Origin of the sequence: Corallococcus sp. AB011P (assembly GCF_003611605.1) — a bacterium.
GTDB lineage: Bacteria > Myxococcota > Myxococcia > Myxococcales > Myxococcaceae > Corallococcus > Corallococcus coralloides.
This window is the reverse complement of the sequence record NZ_RAVX01000001.1, coordinates 80127-99077: the sequence shown is the minus strand read 5'-3', so window position 1 is coordinate 99077 and position 18951 is coordinate 80127. Positions and strand designations below refer to the sequence as shown.

At 71.3% G+C, this 18951-nt stretch carries 19 protein-coding genes; 7 read left to right on the top strand and 12 right to left on the bottom strand.

The window, feature by feature from the left end:
• Positions 1-100: 100 nt before the first annotated feature.
• The 4 genes from D7X30_RS00440 (at position 101) to D7X30_RS00425 (ending at position 2969) form a co-directional block, all read left to right on the top strand.
• Positions 101-1597: a hypothetical protein gene (locus D7X30_RS00440; protein ID WP_120560853.1), complete on the top strand. Its 1497-nt coding sequence runs from the start codon at positions 101-103 to the stop codon at positions 1595-1597.
• An 84-nt stretch (positions 1598-1681) separates the two neighbouring features.
• Positions 1682-2113, top strand: coding sequence for a VOC family protein (locus D7X30_RS00435; RefSeq protein WP_120560852.1), 432 nt, complete (start codon positions 1682-1684; stop codon positions 2111-2113).
• A gap of 11 nt (positions 2114-2124) precedes the next feature.
• Positions 2125-2487 carry a helix-turn-helix transcriptional regulator gene (locus D7X30_RS00430; protein ID WP_120560851.1) on the top strand — a complete coding sequence of 121 codons (363 nt, stop codon included), beginning with the start codon at positions 2125-2127 and terminating at the stop codon, positions 2485-2487.
• The gene (locus tag D7X30_RS00425) at positions 2484-2969 is read left to right on the top strand and encodes an SRPBCC domain-containing protein (RefSeq protein WP_120560850.1); all 486 of its coding nucleotides are present in this window, start codon (positions 2484-2486) and stop codon (positions 2967-2969) included. Before D7X30_RS00430 ends, D7X30_RS00425 begins: the two co-directional genes overlap by 4 nt.
• Positions 2970-2988: 19 nt before the next feature.
• Here the strand turns inward: D7X30_RS00425 and D7X30_RS00420 are convergent, their stop codons facing one another.
• The 3 genes from D7X30_RS00420 to D7X30_RS00410 all read right to left on the bottom strand — a co-directional run bounded on the left by D7X30_RS00420 (position 2989) and on the right by D7X30_RS00410 (position 8943).
• Positions 2989-3930 carry a hypothetical protein gene (locus D7X30_RS00420; RefSeq protein WP_120560849.1) on the bottom strand — a complete coding sequence of 314 codons (942 nt, stop codon included), beginning with the start codon at positions 3928-3930 and terminating at the stop codon, positions 2989-2991.
• A gap of 193 nt (positions 3931-4123) precedes the next feature.
• Positions 4124-5692, bottom strand: a complete 1569-nt coding sequence (locus D7X30_RS00415; RefSeq protein WP_158619171.1) for an ATP-binding protein — start codon at positions 5690-5692, stop codon at positions 4124-4126.
• Positions 5693-5898: 206 nt separating this feature from the next.
• Entirely contained in the window at positions 5899-8943 is a 3045-nt protein-coding gene (locus D7X30_RS00410; protein ID WP_120560847.1) for a TonB-dependent receptor domain-containing protein, read from the bottom strand.
• A 362-nt stretch (positions 8944-9305) separates the two neighbouring features.
• Between D7X30_RS00410 and D7X30_RS00405 the strand changes: the two genes are divergently transcribed.
• Positions 9306-9725 (top strand): hypothetical protein, encoded by a 420-nt coding sequence (locus tag D7X30_RS00405; RefSeq protein WP_120560846.1) that lies wholly within the window; start codon positions 9306-9308, stop codon positions 9723-9725.
• 7 nt (positions 9726-9732) lie between these two features.
• Here the strand turns inward: D7X30_RS00405 and D7X30_RS00400 are convergent, their stop codons facing one another.
• The 5 genes from D7X30_RS00400 to D7X30_RS00380 all read right to left on the bottom strand — a co-directional run bounded on the left by D7X30_RS00400 (position 9733) and on the right by D7X30_RS00380 (position 13708).
• Positions 9733-10146 (bottom strand): helix-turn-helix transcriptional regulator, encoded by a 414-nt coding sequence (locus D7X30_RS00400; RefSeq protein WP_223639461.1) that lies wholly within the window; start codon positions 10144-10146, stop codon positions 9733-9735.
• Between the two features lie 310 nt (positions 10147-10456).
• Complete coding sequence (locus D7X30_RS00395) at positions 10457-11065, bottom strand: putative glycolipid-binding domain-containing protein (RefSeq protein ID WP_120560844.1); 609 nt, start codon at positions 11063-11065, stop codon at positions 10457-10459.
• 60 nt (positions 11066-11125) lie between these two features.
• On the bottom strand, positions 11126-11950 hold the full coding sequence (locus D7X30_RS00390; RefSeq protein ID WP_233591292.1) for a DUF4157 domain-containing protein: 825 nt from the start codon (positions 11948-11950) through the stop codon (positions 11126-11128).
• Positions 11910-12308, bottom strand: a complete 399-nt coding sequence (locus D7X30_RS00385) for a hypothetical protein (RefSeq protein WP_233591291.1) — start codon at positions 12306-12308, stop codon at positions 11910-11912. The genes D7X30_RS00390 and D7X30_RS00385 overlap by 41 nt, the downstream gene beginning before the upstream one ends.
• 152 nt (positions 12309-12460) lie before the next feature.
• Positions 12461-13708, bottom strand: a complete 1248-nt coding sequence (locus tag D7X30_RS00380; RefSeq protein WP_370051364.1) for a metallophosphoesterase — start codon at positions 13706-13708, stop codon at positions 12461-12463.
• A gap of 123 nt (positions 13709-13831) precedes the next feature.
• Between D7X30_RS00380 and D7X30_RS41520 the strand changes: the two genes are divergently transcribed.
• Together D7X30_RS41520 and D7X30_RS00375 are read left to right on the top strand one after the other, a co-directional pair.
• Positions 13832-14212 (top strand): hypothetical protein, encoded by a 381-nt coding sequence (locus D7X30_RS41520; RefSeq protein ID WP_147443054.1) that lies wholly within the window; start codon positions 13832-13834, stop codon positions 14210-14212.
• Positions 14213-14219: 7 nt separating this feature from the next.
• On the top strand, positions 14220-14597 hold the full coding sequence (locus tag D7X30_RS00375; protein ID WP_120560842.1) for a DUSAM domain-containing protein: 378 nt from the start codon (positions 14220-14222) through the stop codon (positions 14595-14597).
• Between the two features lie 43 nt (positions 14598-14640).
• Here D7X30_RS00375 and D7X30_RS00370 read toward each other — a convergent pair whose 3' ends face one another.
• The 4 genes from D7X30_RS00370 to D7X30_RS00355 are packed head-to-tail and all read right to left on the bottom strand — an operon-like array spanning position 14641 to position 18889.
• Positions 14641-17028, bottom strand: coding sequence for an MYXO-CTERM sorting domain-containing protein (locus D7X30_RS00370; RefSeq protein WP_120560841.1), 2388 nt, complete (start codon positions 17026-17028; stop codon positions 14641-14643).
• A gap of 50 nt (positions 17029-17078) precedes the next feature.
• Entirely contained in the window at positions 17079-17579 is a 501-nt protein-coding gene (locus D7X30_RS00365) for a hypothetical protein (RefSeq protein ID WP_120560840.1), read from the bottom strand.
• Positions 17580-17594: 15 nt separating this feature from the next.
• Positions 17595-18095, bottom strand: a complete 501-nt coding sequence (locus tag D7X30_RS00360) for a cupin domain-containing protein (protein ID WP_120560839.1) — start codon at positions 18093-18095, stop codon at positions 17595-17597.
• A gap of 14 nt (positions 18096-18109) precedes the next feature.
• Entirely contained in the window at positions 18110-18889 is a 780-nt protein-coding gene (locus D7X30_RS00355) for a class I SAM-dependent methyltransferase (protein WP_120560838.1), read from the bottom strand.
• Positions 18890-18951: the final 62 nt, after the last annotated feature.

The window sequence follows — 18951 nt, the reverse complement described above, 5'->3', positions numbered from 1 at the left end:
TGACGACAGACCACGAACGTGCAGATGCCCCCCCTCTGGCCTTTCCGTCGCGGAACAGGCTCTACTGAGAGGCGCTTTGCATTTCTCTCAGGGGGACAGAATGCATTGTCGTTGGCTCACCGTCGCAGTGCTTCTGCTGTCTGTCGGATGTGCCCACTCGAAGCGTGCACCCGAAGCGGAGCTGCCCAAGTACGAGCACGTCTTCCAGAAGCCGCTGGCGGAGGCGCTCGCCGCCACGCGCCAGCTGCTGGAGGAGCAGGGCTACACGTTCGAGGAAACGGAGGATCCGAACCAGCTCGTCACCACCTGGTCCGAACCCGACCGGGCCGGCTCGCGCAACACCACCTACACGCGCTACCTGGTGACCGGCGTCAGCGTGGCCCCGCGCCAGTCCGTCGTGCGCATCTTCCGCATGACACAGCAGGCGGCGGGCAATGACGTCGAGTGGAAGAAGGTGTGGTGGAAGGTGTACATGGAACGCTGGGAGCAAGAGGCCAATCCCTTCGTGAAGGAGGTGGACTTCGGCCAGGACGACGCGATGACCAAGCGCCTGTCCATGCTGCGCGGCGCCCAGCACGGCACCCGCGACCTGGACCTGGAGCAGGCCCTCACGCTGCGGCTGGAGTCCGCTCCCTCCGTCGAAGTCCTCGCCGGCAACGCAGCGGAGGAGAAGCGCCCCACCGCCGTGCGGGCGCCGGAGTTCTACCTGGAGCGCTGGAAGGATGAGCTCCCCGCGGAAGGACCGTGCACCACGTCCGTGCGCGGCCTGCCGGAGCTGCTGCACCCGGGCCTCACGCTGCTCATCGGCGAGCAACTGGGCTCCAACGAAGCGCCGGACGTGGTGGGCCACGTGGTGTGCCAGGCGGCGCAGACAGGGCTCGCCGTGGTGCTGGGCCTGTCACTTCCCGAAACGGAGCAGGCGCGGGTGGACGCGTACCTGTCCAGCCCCGGCGCCCCCGCCGACCAGGACGCGCTGCTGGAAGGCCGCTTCTGGACGCGCACGTACCAGGACGGCCGCAGCAGCCGCGCCGTGATGGACCTCATCGACAGGATGCGGGCCCTGCGCGCGGCGGGCCTGCGCGTGACGGTGGTGGCCTACGACACGGACGTGTTGAACGGCAGCGAGCGCGACGCCGCCCAGGCTCGCGTCTGGACGAAACGCCGTGCCACGAAGCCAGACGAGGTCCAGGTGGTGCTCGCGGGCAACACGCACACCCAGATGCAGAAGGGCACGCAGTGGGACCCGTCCTTCACCCCCATGGCGCACCTGATGAAGGAGAACCGTTCGCTCATCGTGCTGGACATGAGCTACGCGCAGGGCACGCGCTGGGGCTGCGACCTGGACCGCGACAGCAAGCTGGTCTGCGGCATCGTGGGCGCCACGCCCGCCCCGGCGGTGGCGGCCCGCCCCGGCCTGAGCCCGTACATCCAGATGCGCAAGACCTCCGCCACCGAAAGCCTCCAGGGATTGCTGTACGTGGGCAAGCTCACCACCTCCCTGCCGGCCCTCCTCGGGCCGCGCATGGCGCCGCCCACCGACCCCGCCCAGGCCCCCCGGATGCCCGGCCGCGACCAGCCTCTCCCGGGCATCTTCTAGCGGCTCACAGGTTGACGAACGTTAACGCCAGGGTTAACCATTCACCCTGACGTTAACGAACTTCGTCCGCCCGGAGCCACCGCCATGAAGCCCATCCCCGAGGACTGGCCGCGCATCTCCTCCAGCCTCTTCTACGTGGACGCTCCCGCCGCCATCGACTGGCTGGAGCGCGCGTTCGGCTTCCAGACGCGCCTCAAGGTGGAGGGCGCGGACAACACCATCGTGCACGCGGAGCTGGCCTACGGCGACGGCGTCATCATGGTGAACTCCTCCGGGCGCCACGGTCTCCACCAGAGCCCCCGGCTGCACGGGGGCGTCAACACGCAGACCCTCACGGTCTACGTGGACGACGTGGACGCCCACTGCGCCCAAGCGCGCGCGGCCGGCGCCGACATCATCCAGGAGCCCGAGACCAAGAACTACGGCGACGACTGGGGCACCAACCGCACCTACGGCGCCCAGGACCTGGAAGGCCATCGCTGGTGGTTCACCCAGCGCGTCTTCGGGCCGAAGTAGGTTCCTCCGTCATGGCCACCCCGTCCGCGCTCGACCGCACCCTGGCCGCCCTCGCCGACCCCACGCGCCGGGGCGTCGTGGACCGGCTGCGCCGCCGGCCCCACCCCGCCGGAGAGCTGGCCGCCGCGTTCGACATGAGCCCCCCGGCCATGTCCCGCCACCTGCGCGTGCTGCGCCAGACGGGGCTCGTGGAGGAGCGCATCGACGCGGACGACGCCCGCGTGCGCGTCTACTCGCTGCGCCCGGAGCCCTTCGCCGCCCTGCGCGGCTGGCTCGACGAGGTGGAGTCGTTCTGGGGCGAGCAGCTGGGCGCCTTCAAGGCCCACGCCGAACGCACCCGCGGCACGAAGCCCTCCGGGGGCCGCAAGTCATGACGGCCGACCGCGCCCGCGTCACCACCTTCGTCGCCGTGCCTCCGCTGGACGCCTTCGAGGTCTTCACCGAGGAGACCGACCTCTGGTGGAACAAGGGCCCGCGCTACCGCGGCCTCCAGAACCCTCGCGGCGTGCTGCGCTTCGACCCGCCCGGCCCCGGCGGCCGCCTGCTGGAGTCCTTCGAGGAGGAGGTCTACGAAATCGGCCGCGTGCTCGTCTGGGAGCCCGGTGCGCGGCTCGTCTTCCAATGGCGCGCGAGCAACTTCGCCCCCGGAGAGACCACCGAGGTCGACGTCCGCTTCGAGCCCACCTTCGGCGGCACCCGCGTGGTGCTCGAGCACCGGGGCTGGGACGCCATCCGCATGGACCACCCCGTGCGCCACGGCCAGGATGGAGCGGCCACCGTCGCGACCATCGGCCGCTGGTGGGGGGACCTCGTCACGCGCTACCGGCTCCACGCCGCGCGGCCCCACCCCACTTGAGAAAGCCCCCTCCCGCTGACTACTTGCAGGGGCCGCAGTCCGAGCAGCGGTCCGGCGTGGTGCTGGCGCCGCACTTCTCCGTCAGCTGACACACGCCGTCGCCGCAGCGGTAGATGTCCTGGGGCAGCATGCGCGTGGTGATGGGCCGGTAGTTCACCCCGTTGTACGTGCAGCGCGTGTAGTACGTCCGCGTGGCGTCCAGCGTGCAGTAGTACCGGCACGCCCCCACGTGCTGCATGGGCGCACACGTCGTCGTGTCACTCCAGGACGACAGGCCGCAGGTGCGCACCGTGCTCTCGTCGTAGTCCAGGTACGCGCCGTCATTCGCCGCGAACACGCCTTCACCCGTGAAGAGGTTGCCGAAGAAGCACGCCTCCTTCTCGCTGTAGGTGCTCAGCTCGTCCTGGGTGTACGGCACCGCCCCGCCCACCGCGTCGCGCCCCAGCACGGAGATGTTCACGTGCACTCCGTACTTGTTCGCGTGCGCCGCCAGACACGCGCTCACCACCTGCTGCTCCGCCACCGACATGGGCTGCCCCGCGGACCAGTCCGGCGCCAATCCCAGACTCCCGTCCCAGACGTAGGGCTTGCCCGTGGCCGGGGCGTGGTACCTCAGCGTCGTCCCCGCCGCCATCGAGCACTTCACCACGTAGCTCATCACCATGTCCGACAAGGCAGGGGCCTGATGGAACCAGGTCCGGAACGCGTCCGTGGCCAGGCCATTCACTGTCAGCCCATTCACTGTCAGCCCATTCACCGTCAGGCCATTCACTGTCAGCCCATTCACCGTCAGCCCATTCACCGTCAGGCCATTGGTGGAGGCGAGCGCGTCCGAGGACTGGCCCACCTCCTCCGTGGCATCGCCGATGGAAGCACCGCAGCCCACCAGGGCCGCGGCCAGGCAGAGCGCCGTCCAGGGGGAGGAACGGAGCAAAGAGCTGCGAGGGGGATTGAGATGCATGGGGACTGCCTCCGCGTGAGGGCCTCACGAGCCGTGCGGCCTGATCAACCGGTAAACGCACTCCGATGAAGCGCGCAGCATCCCTGCCCTCCCGGCCCATCCCCTTCGGTCCTTCGCACAACACGCGCGGCGTGCGGCGGCGGACGCTCCCTCCCTCAGCGCATGGCGGCGAACGCTCACCCCTTCCAAAAGATCAGGCGGTTCGCGTCCGACTCCGGCCGGCCTTCGCCTTCGCCTTCGGGCGCGGCGGCCGAGGCAGCCGGACCGTGAACGTCGTGCCCTCCTTCTGCGTCGACGCCACCTCCACCGTGCCCCCGTGCGCCTGGACGATCTCCTTCACGATGAACAGTCCCAGCCCCAGCCCGCTGTTGCGCCGGCCGCCCTGCTCATGCTCGCCCTCGCCCTGGCGGAATGGATCAAACAGCCGCTCGCGCAGCTCCTCCGGGATGGGGCTGCCGGGGTTCTGCACCTCCAGCACCTGGTGCTCGCCCTTCGTCCAGCAGCGCAGGAACACCGGCGCGTCCGGACTGCCGTGCTCCAGCGCGTTGCCCACCAGATTGGAGAGCACCTGCGCCAGCCGCTCCGCGTCCCACTCCCCTTCCGCCTTGCCGTCCACGTCCACGGCCACCGCGCGGTCCGGGTACGCCGCGGACAATTCGTCCACCACCTGCTGACACACCGCCCCCAGGTCCGTGGGGCCCTTGCGCAGCGGGATGCCGCCGGCCAGCCGGGCGCGCGTCAAATCCAGCAGGTCCGCGATCATGTTCCCCATGCGCGTCGCGGAAGATTCAATCCGCTGCGCATGCTGGCGGTGCTGCTCCGGCGTGCACTCCAGCGGCCCCCGGCGCTTCTGCGCCCGCGCGGACAGCACGATGGCGTTCAGCGGATTGCGCAGGTCATGCCCCAGGATGCCGATGAAGCGCTCGCGGAAGCGCGCCTCCTCCACCATCGTCTCCATCTGACGGGTGCGCTCAGTGACGTCCATCATCGAGCCGATCATCCGCACCGGGCGCCCCTCGTCGTCGCGCGCCAGCACGCCCCGGTCCAGGACATGCGCCCAGCTGCCGTCCGCGCGCTGGAAGCGGTACTCCTCGCTCCAGACGTCACCCGTGGACGCGACGAACTCCACCAGCCGGTCCACCACCCGGTCCCGGTCGTCGTCGTGCACGCGCTCGCCCCACCAGCCCAGCTTGTGCTCCAGCACGGACGTGGCGTGGCCGAACGCGTTCCCCGTGCCCGGGTCCCACCGCACGTGGTCCGTGGCGAAGTGCCAGTCCCACAGCACGTCATGCGTGGCGCGCGTGGCCAGCCGGTAGCGCTCCTCCGCCTCGCGCAGCGCGCTCACCGTCTGCTCCGCCCGGGCCAGCGCCGCCTCCACCTCCTGCCGCGCCGCCCGCTCCCGCTCCGCCTGATGCGCGTCCGCCGCCTGGCCCTCGTCGCGAGGCAACAGCCACAACGCCAATCCCTCTCCGTGCCGCACCACCACGTACCGCCGCCCCGCCGCGTCCCCCGGCAGCAGCCCCACATGAGGAACACCGCGCATCAGCACGCGCACGAGCGCCGCCATGTCGAACAGCGCGGCGCCCTCCCGCGTCCACAGGGACACGTGACGGCCCAGCTCCAGCGAGCGCACCCAGCCCTCCGCCGGGACGTTCATGGACGTCCAACGGAAGTCGAGCGCTTCGCCCGTCTCCCCGTGCAGCGGCTCGAGGAAGATACAGGGCGTCTCGCTGTCAGCGGGCAGTTCCCATGCCGGAGCCATTCCCGGCCCCCAGGACAAACCCATCATCGTGCTCCCCCCGACGCTACAGGTCTGTTCCCCCACCCTTCACGTCGGTGCCGGGCAGGCTGGAAAAACCCGCGTCTCACGGAATACTGACACATCTGGCCACGAGTGGAGCAGCCCTGGAGGGCAGGGTGCGCGAAATTCGGTTCACCCCCGAGCAGTGACCTGCCCTTCAGGACAGGTCAGTACCGGCCCTTGACGCCGATGATGGGCAGGGCAATGGGCAGACCCACCGCACTCTTGGTCAGGGGTTGCCGGCTGTAGCCGCCGCCCAGGTAATCGAAGCCCAGCGTCTCCGTGTTGAGGGTGACGTTGAGCATGTCCAGGTAGGCCTCCAGGCTGAACGTCTCATAGGCCCAGGCCTTGGAGACGCGCAGGTCGAAGCGGAAGAAGGCCGGCAGCCGGTCCACCTGATCGCGATCCACCTGCACCCACGTGGGGCGGCCGTCGGTGTCCACGCCCTCGCGGTGCGTCTGGCTTCCCAGGGTGCCGTACTCCGGGCGTCCGCTGTTGAAATGGAGCACGCCTCCCAGGGTGATGTTGTTGGAGAACTTGTGGCTGACCACCAGGTTCAGGATGTGTGTCTGGTCGAACGCGAAGGGCAGATCCGCGGTGTCCTCGGAGACGGCCCGACCTGACGAGTCATACCGGTAGAAGGTGGTGCGCCGCGTGCTGCGCTGGAGGCTGTACGAAAGCCAGCCGAACCAGTTGTTCCCCAGCGGGTAGCGGATGAGCAATTCCAACCCATACGCCAGGCCATGGCTGGTGAAGTCCGGCAGGTCCCAGTCGTCCCGGCTGATGGGCGGTCCATCCACGTCCACCTGCCGCGCGCGCACCCGGCGGAAGCCATCCTGGCGGACGCCCCCACCCCCGGGCGCGGGCGGCGGCTCGTCCGGATCACCGCCGATGTCGTCCAGGTCGTCCGTCAGGCCCTCGTCGGAGAAGGGCGTGAGTTCAATGGTGCGCAGCATGGGGTTCACATAGACGTCCAGCCCCACCTCCCACTTGTCGAAGGCCTTCCACTCCACGCCCGTGGAGAGCTGCACGCCCTCCTGGAGGCCCAACAACAGACTGCCCACGTCCACCACCGGCAGGCTGATGAGGGTGGTGGGAGGCTGGTGGAAGATGCCGGCGCCGCCCTTGAGCGTCACGGTGTCGGTGAGCTTGTGGCGCACGGTGAGGCGCGGCTCGATGACCTTGTGGTCGAACCCGCCGGACAGGTGGTAGCTGTCCAGGCGCAGGCCGGGCACCACCGTCCATCTGTCATTGGGCGTCCACACGGCTTCCGCGTACGCACCGGTGAAGGTGGCCAGGGCCACGGGCACGCGCACCGTGTCCTCCTCCACCTCCTGGCCGTTCTCCACCGTGAGCACATCCACGATGGCGCGCTTGTGCTCCAGGTCCGCGCCCGCGCGCAGCAAGAGCCGCTCATCCAAGGGCACGCTGTAGCCCAGGCGCCCGGAGAAGTTGCCCTGGTCGATGTAGATTTCGTTCCCGTTGTCCGGACCGCGCGACACGACGGCGAAGCGGTCCATGCCCCAGGTGCCGCCAAGCTCGAGCTCGCCCTTGCCCAACGGGTGGCGGCCGCGCAGGTCCACGCGGTGGAAGGCGACGGACTGGAGCGCGGTGTCGCCCTGGTCGTCCTGCGCCTCCGAGCCGAAGGTGTCCGACGAGCCAAAGGCAAACAGCCGCAGCTTGCCCTGCCCCACGTCCTGCTCCACGCGGGCCTGATAGTCCCAGAAGTCCAACACCACCTTGGGATTGGTGCGCCCCGGCGGCGGCGGGTCCTGCAACTGATTGGCCGCGAGCGCGATGATCCACGGCGTATAGGAATAGCGGCCCGCGAGGCTGACACTGGTGCCGGTGGACTTGAAGGGCGTTTCAATGAAGAAGCCCGCGTTGATGAAGTCCGCGTAGGCGCTGCCGTGCACGCGGTCATCACGAGGCCGGGTGAGGCGCCCGTCGATGGCGCCGCCCATCAGCCGGCCGTACTGAGGCGGCGGCGAGCCTGGGTAGAAGTCGATGGCGTCCAGGAAGTCCGGGTGGATGACCGCGGGCCCCAGGAACAGGTGGAAGAGGATGGGGATGCGGATGCCGTCCAGGAAGTAGCCCGTGGACGCGGGCTGGCTGCCGCGCACCACCGGGTACGCCACGCCGGACAGCATGCTCCCCACGCCCGGCAGCAGCATGACCACGCGGAAGGGGTCGCCCATGGTGCCGGGCACCTCCCGCAGCTCCGCGTCGTGCAGCGTGATGCGGCTCACCTCCGTGCGCTCGCGGTCGCCGCGAACCACCGTCTCGTAGGGGTTCACCACGAGCGGCTCCAGGCCGTAGACGACCTCCAGCGACTCGCTGGCCTTCAGCGCCTCGCGGAACAGGCCGGGCTTGTGGCCCGGGGCGAACACACGCACCGCCTGGCCGCCCGTGGGGAAGCGCGCCTCGAAGCGGCCGTTCTCGTCCGTCTGCACCGGCGAATCCGGCGCCGCGTCCGACACCAGCGTCGCCCCAATCAGCGGCCGGCGGTTGCCCTTCTGCCGCACCAGGCCCTTGAGGGTGATGGGGCCCTGGGGGACGAGCGTGCCGCCGTCCGCACCGCTGGCCACGGGGACGGGCGCCTCGAAGCGGTACTCGAAGAACAGGCGCACCGCGACGGGCTGGCCCTCCATCATCGCGGGAGAGAAGCGCAGGGACGGCGCCGCGTGCAGCGCGGCCTCGTTGAGCAGCGGGTGCACGCCCTCCACCAGCGTGGCGGTGTCCACCTCGCCCGCCTCGTCCACCAGCAGCTCCAGCTTCACCGTGCCCGCCACGCCCTCGCCCACCAGCCGGGGCGGGTACGGCGCGGGCGAGTCCCGCACCAGCGCGGGCGGCACGAAGGCGGCCAGCGCGGGGCCTCCGTCCGCTCCGTCGCCTGGAGCCGCGCCGGGCTCCACCGCCCAGCCACCGTCCGTGGTGCGCTGGAGGTCCGCCTCCTTCGCGACCGTGCCCGTGCCCCCGTCCTGGGGGCCGTCCCCCTCCGTCCACGGCACGTCCATGCCGCGCGGAGCGGAGCCGGTGGTGAGGTTCTCCTCCGTGACGGGAAGGCCCGCGTCCAGGGTGTCGCCCAGCCGGGCACCGCCAGGGTCCGCTTCAGGGGATTGGGCTCTAGCGGTCAGCGCCGGCCACGACAGACACAGGGAAAGCGCCAGCGCGGCGGCGTGCCAGGGCGTGCTCCTCTTCGCGAAGGTCATGGGCGATGGCGTTCGTGCAAGGCGGGTCCCGGCCATCATCCATGAGGCCAGGGGATGTCCGCCCTGACAAGCGCTGCTCCGTGACGCGTGCCATCACCGCCCGACCGGGGCCGTGCGGGCGGCGAACCCTTTCCGCTGGAGGACATTTACCCTCCGCGTCACGTCTCGCCGTGGATGACGAGGTGGGTCCCTGGGACGGGGCGCCCCATTTCGGATCCATCCCCACCTTCCAGGAAGTCGCCCTTTCCCATTTCCCCGGACGCCATGCCCATGGTGGAACGCCCCAACCCTTCCAGACTTCTCTCCAACGACATGCTCCAAGGCAGGGTTCGCGCGGCGCCCGGCGTCACGCGAGCCTGCTTATGATTCCGCCGCCGTCCCTGCGCTACCTTCCCCACGGACTGCTCGCGTCACTGCTGTTGGGCCTGATGTTGATGCCGCTGCTCTTCCCGCCGTCGCTGGCGCGCGCGGGCAATGAAGGACCGGACACGTTCATCGACGAAGGGCCCCCCGGGGCCACGCCCTCCAGGGAGGCCACCTTCGTCTTCACCGCCACCACGCTGAAGCCCGTGTTCTGGTGCTCGCTGGATGGCAGCCTCTACATCCCCTGCGAATCCCCGTGGCGCCTGAAGGACCTGCCCATGGGCGAGCACACCCTGGACGTGTACGCGGTGGACGTGAACACCGCGCAGCGCGACCCCACCCCGTCCGGCTGGGTGTGGCGGGTGACAAAAGCCGACCCGCGCGCGGGCACGGCCCGCCCTTCCGCGTCCGCGCCCTGAGGCCCTTTTAGCGGCGCGTGGGCAGGATGGCGCTGGCCACCAGGCTCATCAGCTTGAGCTGGGGGCGCGGCAGCCGGCGCACCGCGCGCAGCAGGCGGCGCATCTCCGGCAGGTCGTCCTTGTCCGTGGAGTCCTCCTCCCACAGCCCCGCGCCCGCCGCCGCCGCCAGGGCCAGCCCCAGGGACGCGTCCGCGGACAGCTGCAGCGCCAGGCACAGGCGGAACAGCGTGGGGACGCTGGGCATCATCTTGCCCCGCTCCAGCCGGCCGTAGACCTCCGACGCGATGCCGACGCGATCCGCCACGTCCGCCTGCGTGAGGCCAGCCCGCAGCCGCGCGGCCCGGGCCGCCGCCCCCACGCTGACCGCCAGCTTGCGCTCCAACTGCCGCCGCGACAGCGCCGCCGCCGACGCGGGCGCCACACGGGGCTTCTTCCGGACGCGGCCGGATGCGAGAGGACCTCGGGGGTGGGTTTTCACCACATCAACCTTGCACGTGACGTCCGGTGGGGTGGCCGCAAGGCTCGCGACCCCTCCACCGCCGGAACGGTTCAGAGGTCGTTATAACCCGCCACGTCACCCGGGCCCATTCCTATATGGGAGGTAGTCCTGCATTCCCACGTCCACCGGAAGCGCGTCGTTCATGGCTCCATTAGCCCACATGAAACGACATGCGAGTCCTGGAAGGACTGGGAGATTGTCCGGGTTCGGGGCCCTGGGGTTGCGCCGGGGCTCAACCGTCCGTCGTGGCGACGCGTTCCCAGCCATCCGGGTAGTGCGTGACGAGCCCCAGGGCGTCGGTGTCCAGCTCGGCGACGAAGGTGCCTCCCGCGCTCTCATAGCGGTAGCGGGTGGAGGACAGCCGGGTGTAGCGCTGCTCCAGCCGCTCCAGGGACAGGTCCGGCAGCCGCACCCACGCGGCCGTCGCGTCCCGGGACTGGCCCGGCTCCAGCCCCAGACGGCGGATGGGCAGGGTGTTGGTGGCGGGGGTGACGCTCAGGTCCACGTCCACGCACCCGCGCAGCTCCGGCACCTCGCGCCCGTCGCGCCACCAGCGCTGGTGGTCATCCACCTGGAGCACCAGCGTGCGCCGCGTGCCGCCCTGGTGCACGGCCAGCCGCGCCTCGCGCGTGTGCCAGTCCGGGTCGCACGCCACGGTGTAGCGCACGAGCAGCGGCAATCCCTCACCCACCCCCACCACGGTGCCGGTGAGGAGGGGTCCCAAGGCGGACTCCCACAGCTCGAAGTGCTCGGTGCCGGGGGACTCCAGGCGCCGCCAGGTCAGGGATTGGAGGCAGCGGCCCTCGGGCGCTCCGCCGGGCCGGGCGGTGCGCGCCGTCATGGGACGGGGCTCCGGGGGCTCGGGAGTGTCACCGAGCCGCCTCGGGAGCCGCCTCGGGTCTCACGGAGCGCCGCGTCCGGCGTAGAGGCAGTCCAGGGCCTCGTCCAGCAGGCACAGGGCGGCGTCGCTCCAGCCGCGCAGCCGCTGCTGGGGCGTGGGGCGGCCCACGTGGGGGATGAGCTGCGCGTCGGCGGCGTCCTCGATGAACTGGGCCTGCTGCTCCGGGTTGAGCTCCGCCCAGCGCCGGTGGCCCACGGCCTTGCGCCAGTTGTAGCCGTCACCCAGGTATTGGGCGGCGAGCGCGCCGCTCAGGTAGCCCGTGCCGCCGTGCTGGTGCTGCCACACGTGCGTGAGCTCGTGCACCAGCAGCCGGAAGCCCACCGCGCCGTAGCCGGGCGGGATGAAGAGGACATCCCCATGAGCGAACGCGCGGCCCGGCAGGCCCAGGAGGCCCAGGGCGCCTTCCTTCACGCGCACGCAGCGGTAGTCCAGGCTGTCGCCGAAGATGGGACGCAGCCGCTCCACCTCCGCGTCCGTCAGCCGGCGGCCCACGGGCTCCAGGCCCGTCACCACCTGCACGGCGGACAGCACGCGCCCGCCCAGCATCAGCACCAGGTCCACCGGCACCTGCGCCACGCGGAACAGGCAGCGCTTGAGCTGCGGCAGCCCGTCGCGTGAGCGCCCCGTCGCGCAGCGGGCCATGCCGCTGGCGAAGAGCATCAGCGCCAGGTACGCGCTGCGCGCGGCGCCCGCGGACGCCCCGGCGATGCCGGTGAACAGCCCGTGGCCCGCGTCCGCCACCCGCGCCGTCAAAGGCGCCAGGCGGGGAGCGTCACGGCGGGAGTCACGGACGGCTTGCGGATTGAGCGAGGTGGGAGACCCCAAGGACCCTCTCCAGGAGCGTGCGCAGCTCACCGGCCCGCCAGGGCCGGCCGAGTGCGAAGTGGGTGTCACAGGCCGTCAGGAACGTGGCGCTCGCTTCAGGACGGAAACCGGAGGACAGGAGGATGCGCGGACCGTGGAAGCCCCGGTCCACCAGACGGCAGAGGAAATCGCTCACGACGCGGCGATCCGCGTCGAGGTCCAGCACCAGCCCGTCCACCGCCACGCCCATGTCCAGCCGCCGGTCCGCCGACGTCGCCCCCAGCGCCGTCACGATCCGGCACCCCAACCCCACCTCACGCGCCACCGCCAGCCGGACCTCGGGGGCCTCGGAGACCACCAGCAGCACCGGCGCCGCCATCCCCGTCCGGGGCGAAGCGACCGGGCCCCGGGTCCCGCGCCGCGCACCCGGGACCGCGGGCGCCGTGGGACGGCTGAAAGCGAATTCCGGGACAAGGAGGGAAGACGGTGCGGTGGACACGTCCCGAACAATAAGCAGCAAGAACGGAAATATCAAGCTTGGCTTGAATCACCGGCAGAACGGGGAGCTCCTACCAGGGTGAGGGCTGCGATCTCCGGGGCGGGACCCAGGCGGAGCGGGGGTCCCCAGTAGCCGGTGCCGCGGTGCGTATAGACCCGGGTCCCGGCGACGGTGGCCAGGCCCTGGACGACGGGCTGCTGGAGCTTCACGAAGAACATGAAGGGGAAGATCTGCCCGCCGTGGGTGTGGCCGGACAGCTGGAGGTCCACGCGCAGGCCCTGCAGGGACAGGGCGGTGCGGGGCTGGTGGGCCAGCAGCAGGCGGGGCACGTCCGGCGGGGCGCCGGCGAGCGAGAGGTCGGGGCGGCTCTCCAGGGGCGGATCGATGTGGCCGGCGTCGTGGTCGGTGACGCCGGCGACGACGAGCCGGGCGCCGCCGCGCTCCACGACGCGGTGTTCGTTGGTGAGGACGGTGATGCCCAGCCGGGCGACCTCGGCCATCCAGGCGCGGGCGCCGTGGTAGAACTCGTGGTTTCCGGTGACGTAGTAGACGCCCAGCGGGGCCTCGAGGGACGCGAGCGGCGTCATCTGGTCGCGCAGCTCGTCCACGGAGCCGTCCACCAGGTCGCCGGTGATGGCGACGATGTCCGGCTTCAGGGCGTTGACCTGGTCCACCACGCGCTGGAGCCACACGCCGTCCAGGGTGGGGCCCACGTGCACGTCGGACAGCTGCACGACGCGGATGCCTTCCAGGCCGGGCCCCAGGTCCTTCAGAGCCACGGTGGTGCGCTCCACGCGGGCCTTGCCGCGCGCGGTGACGAAGGCGAAGGCCACGGCGGGCACGACGGTGCCCAGCACGGCGGCCGCGCGGCCCCGGGCGAGCGCGTGCATGTCCGTGACGGTGCCGGACAGGGACAGCGCGGCGCCGACGACGTCCGAGGCGAGCACGGCGGTGAGGAACACGCCGAACGCGCCCAGCCAGAGGTACGCGCCCCACTGGATGACGCGGGAGAAGCCGGTGGCCTCACGACGCGCGGCGCGAAAACCCGCCAGCAGGACGAGGAAGCAGAGGCCCAGCAGTCCCCAGCCCACGGCGGCCCAGGGAGCGGGCCAGCCGGGCGCGGTGAAGAGGCGCAGGCCGATGTAGACGTGCAGCGCGACGGGCAGACCCAACCCCAGGAGGAGGGACAACCCCCGCCGCCAGCCCGGAGCCCCGGCCGAGCGCCGGGCCCGCCGCGAGGAAGCTTCTTCCGAGGACACGTCCGTCGTCACGCGCGCCACCCTGTCATCCCGGGAGCCGGGACGCCTTCGAGCGCGGGAAGATAACGGCCACCCCCACGCCGCGCCCGCCGACCCGGCCGGACGCCTGGCGGGCCCGCCATGAACCAGTATTTCTTGGTAAACATGAAATCATCCCCTGGATATTCCTGGCTCGCGCTGGCGCTGTGCAGCGTGTTGACGACGGGCTGCGCGACCGCGACGTGCATCGACAGCGAGACGTGCTGCGTGGAGGCCCACCCGGGCAATCCGGCCGCGTGTGGACTCACTGACGCCGAGGCCGCTGCCCTCCTGGGTACTGCGGCTGCCGGAGCAGCAGCGGTCGGCGCCACGCTCAAAGAGGTGGATGATCCGAACGAGGGATGGCGACAGCACTGCATTGACCGCTACGTGCAGTGCAAGGACTCGAAGAAGCCGCGTTGGTTGGGCGACTGTTACGCCTGCCTGCGAAACTGCGAGGGCCAGAAGCAGTGGCCATTCGACCTCTGCCGTCCTCGCCGCAATTAGGAGCCCCATGAACGAGCAGGATTTGAACTGGGACGACGTTCGGGACCTCTCGCGTCGCGTCTCGGCCGGGGAGCCGTTCACGCTCACCGCCGAGTCGCGTTCCATCCTCCAGCGCACCGGCCCCCAGGTCGGCATTCCAGCAGCAGACGTCGAGCGGGCGCTTCAGAGCGAGGCAAGCGCCGCAACGCTGCTCACCGAGATTGCAAGGCGCATCCGGGATGGGTCCCACCGTTTGTCACGCGCCCTCAGCGAAGCGACGAGGCTCCAGGAGACGAGCAACATGGCCGGCGCGCGGCAGGTGCTCCGCGCCATCGTGGAGGACGAAGTGGTGCCGCTCTACCGCGACATCGCGCAAGTCCAGCTCGAAGCCCTGGATGAAGGCTGATGGCCCGGGCGCGGCGCCCGCGAGGCACCGCGCCCTGCCCCTGTCAGCTCCGCGAGCGGCGGCGGCGCACCAGGGCGCCCAATCCCACCAGCGCCCAGAGGCTGATCATCCCCGCGGGCGCCGAGCCGCAGCCGCAGCCCACGTCCAGGTCGGTGGGGCCTCGCACCTGGAAGCCCACCTCCGGTGAGCGCAGCCCCGCCTCGCCCTGCGCGGTCACCACCTGCGCGACGACCTTGTGCGCCCCCGTCGCGAGCGCCTTGTCCGCCGTCAGCACGTGGCGGAAGACGCCTTCGCCATCCGCGGTGGCGGTCGCGAGCGCCGTGCCGTCCAGCTCCAGCCGCACGGTCGTGCCGGGCAGCGCCACGCCCACGAACATGAAGGTCGGATCCACCGTCGCGCCCTCCTCGGGCACGAGCACCATGGGCGTCGCCGGATCCGCCGGGCCCGCGTCGGTGCCGCCATCCGTTCCGCCGTCCGCGCCGGCCACCACCACCTCGAAGCCCACGACGTCGGAGTACGGCCCGTCATCGCCCGCCTCGTTGTGCGAGTGCACCGTGACCTTGTGCGTGCCCACGCTCAGCGGCGCGGAGTCCGGCACCTGGTAGCGGAAGCGCCCCAGCAGGTCCAACGGCACGATGTTGTCCGGCCCGTCGTCGATGACCACGCCCACGCTGGCGCCATTGGGCGCGGTGCCGGCGAACAGCGGCGTGGGCCCCACCGTGTCCCCATTCGAGGGCACCACCAGCACGGCCATCTGCACGACACCACCGTCCGCGAGCACCACCGCGGGCGTGGTGAAGCGCACCGGCGTGGAGGGCTTGCTCGCCACGCCCAGTGACTCCGCCCAGGCGACCACGTCGTGCGTGCCCGCGGTCAGCGGCGTGGTGGGGTCGTAGGTGAAGCGGCCGTCCGAGCCCGGCACCGCCGCGCCAATCTCGCGCCCATCCACGACGATGTGGACGGCCGGCCCGTTCGTGCCCGCGGTCCCTTCGAAGCGAGGGCGCGTGGTGGTGGACGCCTCGCCCGACACGGGCACCGTGATGACGGGCGTGACGGGAACCTGGAAGGGCTGGGCCATCTCCTGCACCGTCCCCGCGGACGGGCCCCCTTCCGGAGTGCCGCCATCCGACGTCGCGGAGGCCGGCCCCGCGCCGTACGAACCCGCGCCCGGGTAGGCGGACACACCCGCGCTGCCCGCGCTCACGTTGGGCACACACGCGAGGGTCTTGCCCTCGAGCAGGATCCGGCCCCCGGCGCCACCACCGCCCGGTCCGAAGGGCTGCTTGTCCAACTGGGTGTTACCGCCCGCGCCGCCCCGCGCCTCGACCCCGCCGCAGTTCACGATGTCCACCGCGCGCAGCACCACCGCGCCGCCCGCGCCGCCACCGCCCGCGCCGTCGTTGCCCGTCGAGGCCCCCGCCGTCGAGCCCGAGGCGCTGTAGACGCCCTTGCCCTCGAACGCGGTGGAGCGGATGAACACCACGCCGCCGCCCGCGGCGCCGTTGGAGCCGGCCGCGTCGGAGCCCTGCCCCGCGCCGCCGCCGCCTCCGAACGCGAAGCGTTCGAACACTAAGTAGCTCAGCGCCGCGCCACCCAACCCACCCTCCACGCGCGCCCCATCGTCCGAGGTCGTGCGCCCACCGATGCCGCCCGCGCCACCGTGACCGCCGCCGCCACCGCCAGCCGCCGCGCAGTTGCCGCCGCCACCGCCGTTGGTCAGGTTGCCTCGCCCGGTGGAGAGGCCGCTCCGGGACACCGTGCCCGCCACGCCCTCGCCACGCTCAGAGCCGCCCTTGCCATGCTCCAGCTCCAGCCCGGTGCAGCCCGCCAGGCCCGCGACGTCGGCCCGGAAGACGCCGCCCAGGTAGCCCAGGCCATCCGCGTCGATGCGGCCTTCGTTGACCACCTTCCCACTCACCAGCATCGCGAGGATGCCGCCGGACTTGCCGTTCCACGGCGACACGGTGAGCCGCGCCCCCGCCTCGATGACGACGTCGGAGTACTCGGCCACGCGCACCACCTGGGCGCGGCCCGCCGTGTAGCCGTAGCGCAGCGGCGCGGTCAGCAAGAGGGTGGCGGGCGTGGAGGCCGTCACCACCACCACCCGCGCCAGCTCCCAGCGCCCCAGCGCGACCGTCCCCGCCAGCGACACGCCCTTCACGTTGCCCACATCAGGCACGGGCGACAGACCGGTGCTCTCGTGGATCATCACCAGATCGCCACCGGAGAAATCTGAACTGAACACCACCAGCTCGTCGCCCCCCGCCGCGACACTCTTCCCCAGGGGGCCATCCACGCGCAGGGCGAGGCCCTTTCCCGCGGCGAGGTTGAGCACGCCGTCGCGTCCGGTGCCCAGGCCAAAGGAATCCGGCTCCGCGCGAGCAACCTGCGTCAGGAGCAATCCAACGATGAGAGCCAGCGTGATGCGCATGCCCCCATGGTGCCCCACCGGGCGTCCGGGGTCGAGGGAGGCCAGCCGCCTCAGCGCGACGGAACCAGGTCCTGAAGCCCCCGGGTGTTGACGGGCGCGAAGAAGGGCTGCCGCAGGAGCCGTCCCAGTGCGCGGCGCTCGACGCACAGGAGCTGGAGCGAGTCCTCCCACTCCCCCAGCACGGCCACCGCGCGAACGTCCGCCGCGTCGCGGTACAGGTCGTTGAGGTTGTGCACGAGCGCGGACACGTCCTCCACCTCCCAGCGCTCCGTGACGTCGCCTGCCGCGACGTGCAGCTCCAGCGCGGGGCGCTCGCGCACGTCCACCACCTTGAGCTTCCGGGCCGCGCCGCCCATGGCCGCGGTGAGCGGGCCCACCAGCTCATCCGGGCGGACGCCGTACCCCACGGTGAGCCCGCCCACGAGCAGGCCCGCTTCGCACAGCCGCAACAGCGACACGTGGGGAGGCTCGCCCTTCGGCAGCAGCCCGGAAGCGGCGGCGGAATCCTTGAGCAGCCGCTCGCGGTCGAGCGCATCCAGCAGGGAGGCCATGGCCGGGCCACCCTATCAGGGCTCCTCGCCCTCCCAGTAATCCACCTGCGCGTCCAAAGGCAGATACGCCATCAGCGTGCGCGACGCCTTGTCGCCCCCGGGCGCGGCCCCCGCGAAGACGCCCACCTTCTTCGAGTCCGGATACACGAGCACATCCGGCGCCTCCATGGTGGAGAAGCACAGGTAGCGCAGCGGCTCCGCGCCGTCGTTGATGAGCTGGTGCGCGCACTCCGCGCCCGGCGGCAGCGCGACGTAGTCCCCTTCGCGCACGGGCAGCGTCTGTGTCCCCAGGCGCAGCGAGCCCGTGCCGGACAGGACGTAGACGGCCTCTTCATTGCCCAGGTGGTAGTGCAGCGGCCACGAGCGGCGGCCCGGCGGAAGCTCCACCAGACTGCACCCGAGCTTGCGCCCGTGCGCGGCGGCGCCCAGTTGCTTGCGCTTGAGCGCCACGCGGCTGCCGTGGGCGAGCTCGGTCCAGGGAACGTCTTCGGCGTGGATGAGGTGGGGCGAGGCCATGGTGGACTCCTGTTTCACGGGCGCTCCGCGACGAGCGCGAACACGCGGTGGGGAACGGACATCGGCTCCTGGGGGAAGCGCGCGGCGAGGAGCTCGGCCAGCGCGGCGTCGAAGCGGGCCACCTGCTCGGGCGCGAGCATGGCGCCAATCCGCGCGTTGGCGCGCATCCGTCCGCGCCACGCTTCGTGGGTGTAGGGCGTGAGCGTGTCGAAGGTGAAGGACGTGAGGGACTGGAAGCCGGCCACGCCCACGTCGCGGAACCACTGCGGGTAGATGCCCACGCCCTGGCCGAAGTGGTCCACGGCCAGTTTGACGCGGGGGCTGAACTCCTCCACCAGGGCCTCGGTGGCTTCCAGCAGGTTGCCGGGCAGGGCCGTCCAGTCGAAGTGACAGAGGATGAGCTTCCCGCCGGGCTTGAGCAGGCGAAACACTTCGCGCGCGGCGGCGGCGCGGTCGAACCAGTGCCAGCACTGGCCCGCGAACACGCGGTCGAAGGAACCTGAAGGCAGACCGGTGTTCTCCGCGGGCGCCTCACGGAAGTCCACGGTGAGGCCCTCGTCGTGAGCGAGTCGTGCCGCGGCCTCCAGCTGCGGTGCGGACACGTCCAGGGCGGTGACGTCGCAGCCGCGCCGGGCCAGGTTGCGCGCGACGGTGCCGGTGCCGGTGCCCAGGTCGAGCACCCGCAGGCCGGACGCGAGCACGCCGTCCTGTTCGAGCCGTGTGTAGAAGGCCTCCGGGAAGCCTGCCCGGTGCTTCGCGTAGTCCGACGACGTGCGTCCGAAATCCACGTTCATTGTCGCTCTCCCCGCCAGGAACAGCCTCGCCATGGGCGGCTCAGCTCGACAGGATGGTCCAG